Source organism: Coleofasciculus sp. G1-WW12-02 (assembly GCF_040219735.1).
GTDB lineage: Bacteria > Cyanobacteriota > Cyanobacteriia > Cyanobacteriales > Coleofasciculaceae > Coleofasciculus.
Genome location: NZ_JAVJRX010000055.1, coordinates 1 through 3,697, shown reverse-complemented (window position 1 = coordinate 3,697; position 3,697 = coordinate 1). Strand labels below are relative to the sequence as shown.

Here is a 3,697-nt window from a genome sequence, read left to right as displayed (position 1 = left end):
ATAATGAACAATGGATAATGACCTCTCCTTAAAAGAAGAGGATTGAAATTAAGGAAAATCTTTTTTAATTTCTTCGTAAACGAAGAGGTCTTAGACCCAATTAATCAATTGTCAATTATCAATTATTAATTATCCATTGATGAGATACAGTTTTTTTCTCTCCCCAACACCAAACACCAAACACCTGATATCAACTATGACTCAAGCCCAAACTCAACCCCAACTCTACAGCTTTGATGAATTTATCAACTGGTATCCCGAAAATTCAGAAGTTCGGTACGAACTGTATGACGGAGTAATTATCGAAATGCCAAAACCCAAGGGAAAACATTCAACTCTAACAGGTTCCCTTATCGAACAACTCTTCATAATTATCCGGCAAATGGGGAAAGGTGGCATTTGGACGATTCCTAGAGAATCAATTGTTAAACCCAAACGGGAAAGATCAGGTTATGAACCCGATATCATCGTTTTGAATCAAGACGTTATTGGTGCAGAACCCCGGTGGGAAAGTGAATCGATTATTCAAAATTATGATTCAGTTAAATTAATCGTCGAGGTTGTTTCAACGAATTGGCGTGACGATTACTATAATAAACTTCGAGATTATGAGGAAATGGGCATTGAGGAATATTGGATTGTTGATTATGCCGCATTAGGACCAAGAAAGTTTATTGGCACCCCCAAACAACCTACATTTTTTGTTAATACTTTGGTTGAGGGAGAATATCTGATGACGCCATTTACGGAAAATACTACCATTGTTTCCCCAACGTTTCCCCTGTTTAACTTCTCCCCACAGCAGGTTTTTGCTCTAAATTTTTAGATATCAAATGGTTAACTTTTATCCAGGAGAAACAAACCTGAGTCTGGGCGGGTTTAGTTACTTATGGGTGCAACCGAAAAGTTTTAGAGACGTTGCATGCAACGTCTCTACTAACGTTGCGCCACATACCGTGAAAAGTCAGCTAATTAGACCGAATGGCTTTACCTGTTCTATCGTCAAAGAAATGAACTTTATCGGCGTTAATCGATAACCACAGTTGATCGCCAGCTTTGACGAGATTATCAGCGGGAATTCTGGCTTGTAACCTAGTTTTGCGATCGAGTTTAGCTAATAAATAGGTATCATTTCCCAAGGCTTCGACTTGTTCAACGTTTACTGATAAGTTTTTGGGGGCGGGAACACTTACGGTTAAATGTTCGGGACGAATTCCCAGGATTAAAGAACGTCCATCATACTCTTGCAGAAAGGGTTGCCAAACATCTGGAAGCGTGAGCCGAAATTGGCGATGCTGAATCAGTAGGGGGGCTTTAATTTGAACGGGAATAAAGTTCATCGGGGGTGAACCGATAAATTCGGCGACAAACTGATTAGCGGGGTGATTATAGAGTTCTAGGGGAGGGGCGATTTGCTGAATTTCCCCCTGATTCATTACCGCGATGCGATCGCCCATGGTCATGGCTTCGGTTTGATCGTGGGTGACATAGAGGGTGGTGGTGCCTAATTGTCGTTGTAAGCGCACGATTTGACTGCGGGTTTGGGCTCGGAGTTTGGCGTCTAGATTGGAGAGGGGTTCATCCATGAGAAAGACTTGGGGATTCCGGGCGATCGCGCGCCCTAAGGCGACTCGTTGCTTTTGTCCCCCAGATAGCTGTTTGGGGAGTCGATTCAGCAGAGGTTCAATTTGCAGGAGTTTGGCGACATAGTGAACTTGGTCATCAATCGCCCGTTCGCGATCGCAGATATAACGCCATCCTTTAGGGAGCGATCGCGTCATCCCGATTAAGGCATTTTCGACCCAAAGCGGCATCTCGGTGGTAGGCTTTTCGTAGGCTAATCCCAGGGTTGTCCGCCGTAAGCCAAAGGCAATATTATCATAGACATTCAGGTGCGGATAAAGGGCATAATTTTGAAACACCATGGCGATATTGCGGGCTTTTGGGGGCAAATCATTCACCATGCGATCGCCCACCCAAATTTTCCCGCCGGTTAATTCCTCTAATCCCGCAATCACCCGCAGCAGGGTACTTTTGCCACAACCCGAAGGACCCACCAATACCATAAACTCGCCATCATGGACTCTCAGATTAATTCGCCGTAAAACATTCGCGGTTCCCGATGAGGGAGAGGATGAATCAACGGCTACCAGTGGCGCTTCATCGCTAGGTGTGAGCAAGGGTTCTGTCGTCACAGGCGCGACAGTTGACCCCTCCTTGCGACTAGGAAAGCTTTTGTAGACGTTTTCGAGAACAACCTGGGACACGATGGTGACTGGGGATGAGCGACAGTGATAGAGCTAACTATACTATTATGTTCGTTTGCGTCATCAACTGAGGTTCCGAACCCAAGTTTTCGGTGAGAAGCAGGTTATCAAACTGGGTTCGTAGTTGGTACTTTAGTACCATCAGCGCTGGCATCGCTGACTACAAACTCTAAACTTGGAGTTAATTTTTTCATCTGCGATCGCCAGGATTTTTCTCGGTTTAGCCATTCAGTAGTTCCATTGATTGAGAACAATGAATTGATTTTCCAAAGTATAGCCTGCTTGTTCAAGGTTCGCGATCGCCTGAACAATGGCTTGATAACTCATATTTTTGGCAATATCAGGATTTTGGAATACTGCCAAGATACCGGGATGCACGGGATTAGCTTGATGAAGTTCCTGAAAGTCATCGCAGTTACGGGTTAGTAACACTCGCCTTTGTTGTCTAGCATAGTTGAGTACCCTTAGATCCGCTTGACCCATCAAATCTGCTTCATTCACACTCAGCACATTATGACCGACTTTTTGAAGTAAATTGACCAAGTATTTTGCTTGAGAATCTTCATCAAGGAGTAGTCGTAGGCTCAAGTGAAACTCCTTTTTCTTCTAAACGATACCGTTCCTCATCGGCTTCTAGCTTGATCAGATCCCGATGACTTTCGCAGTAATGGATCACTTCATAGATTGCAGCTAGAGGCAAATCCCAATTTTCTGCGGCTTGTTCTAGCGTCATTTCATTGACAATCTTATCTTGCCAAACTGTTGAAGCCAGGAGTTTGCGTCCTTTTATGTAAAGTTGGCGTCGCCACGGATGGGGACGTGCTACCAGATAGTACCAGTTTTCCTGTAGGCTGCTATCTTCCAGGGATTGAATGATCGCACTGATCAGGGCGAGGCGATCGATTACAGATAATTGGTTAACCTGTTCTTTGATCTCTTGCAAAGACATAGAGATACTCCGACCCATGCTGGTGTCTATGTACAACTAGATCTAGTTTATCCAAATACGCGATCGCTCTGTTCATTATCGCTGGTTATTGCTGAAGTTAGTAGCTTTTATCCTGTAGGGTGGGCAAACGTTATCAACTTGAAAATGCTGATGTTATCGTTTGTGACGTTTGCCCACCTCACGGTAACGTGGGATTTATTATTTGTGTGGCAAGATTTCAGGAGAGGGACAGTATCAGATAGATGAGGAAGGGCGGGTTTTGCCTTTGAGGTTATCGGTAAATACCCAAATTAAACGGGTCTTCCGTACTTAGTATGCTAAATTGTTAGTTTGATTAATCCGAATATTGGACAGCAAGAGCTTTAGCCATTTCTTCCCATATTTCAAGTCGTTTTGATGGACTTAGGCGCTACAGTCCTTGTCTGTTAAGCTTTATGAGTCCTGAAAGCTGATAGTTTAGCATACTAAGTCCGGAAGAACC

At 43.9% G+C, this 3,697-nt stretch carries 4 protein-coding genes; 1 reads left to right on the top strand and 3 read right to left on the bottom strand.

The annotated features are described in order from the left end of the window. Positions 1-196 precede the first annotated feature (196 nt). Positions 197-826 carry a Uma2 family endonuclease gene (locus RID09_RS09915; RefSeq protein WP_446335779.1) on the top strand — a complete coding sequence of 210 codons (630 nt, stop codon included), beginning with the start codon at positions 197-199 and terminating at the stop codon, positions 824-826. A gap of 142 nt (positions 827-968) precedes the next feature. Here RID09_RS09915 and RID09_RS09910 read toward each other — a convergent pair whose 3' ends face one another. The 3 genes from RID09_RS09910 to RID09_RS09900 form a co-directional block, all read right to left on the bottom strand. Continuing rightward, positions 969-2,267: an ABC transporter ATP-binding protein gene (locus RID09_RS09910; RefSeq protein ID WP_446335778.1), complete on the bottom strand. Its 1,299-nt coding sequence runs from the start codon at positions 2,265-2,267 to the stop codon at positions 969-971. A gap of 228 nt (positions 2,268-2,495) precedes the next feature. Continuing rightward, the gene (locus RID09_RS09905) at positions 2,496-2,855 is read right to left on the bottom strand and encodes a DUF5615 family PIN-like protein (RefSeq protein ID WP_446335777.1); all 360 of its coding nucleotides are present in this window, start codon (positions 2,853-2,855) and stop codon (positions 2,496-2,498) included. Continuing rightward, positions 2,833-3,216 (bottom strand): hypothetical protein, encoded by a 384-nt coding sequence (locus tag RID09_RS09900; RefSeq protein WP_446335776.1) that lies wholly within the window; start codon positions 3,214-3,216, stop codon positions 2,833-2,835. The genes RID09_RS09905 and RID09_RS09900 overlap by 23 nt, the downstream gene beginning before the upstream one ends. Positions 3,217-3,697 lie beyond the last annotated feature (481 nt).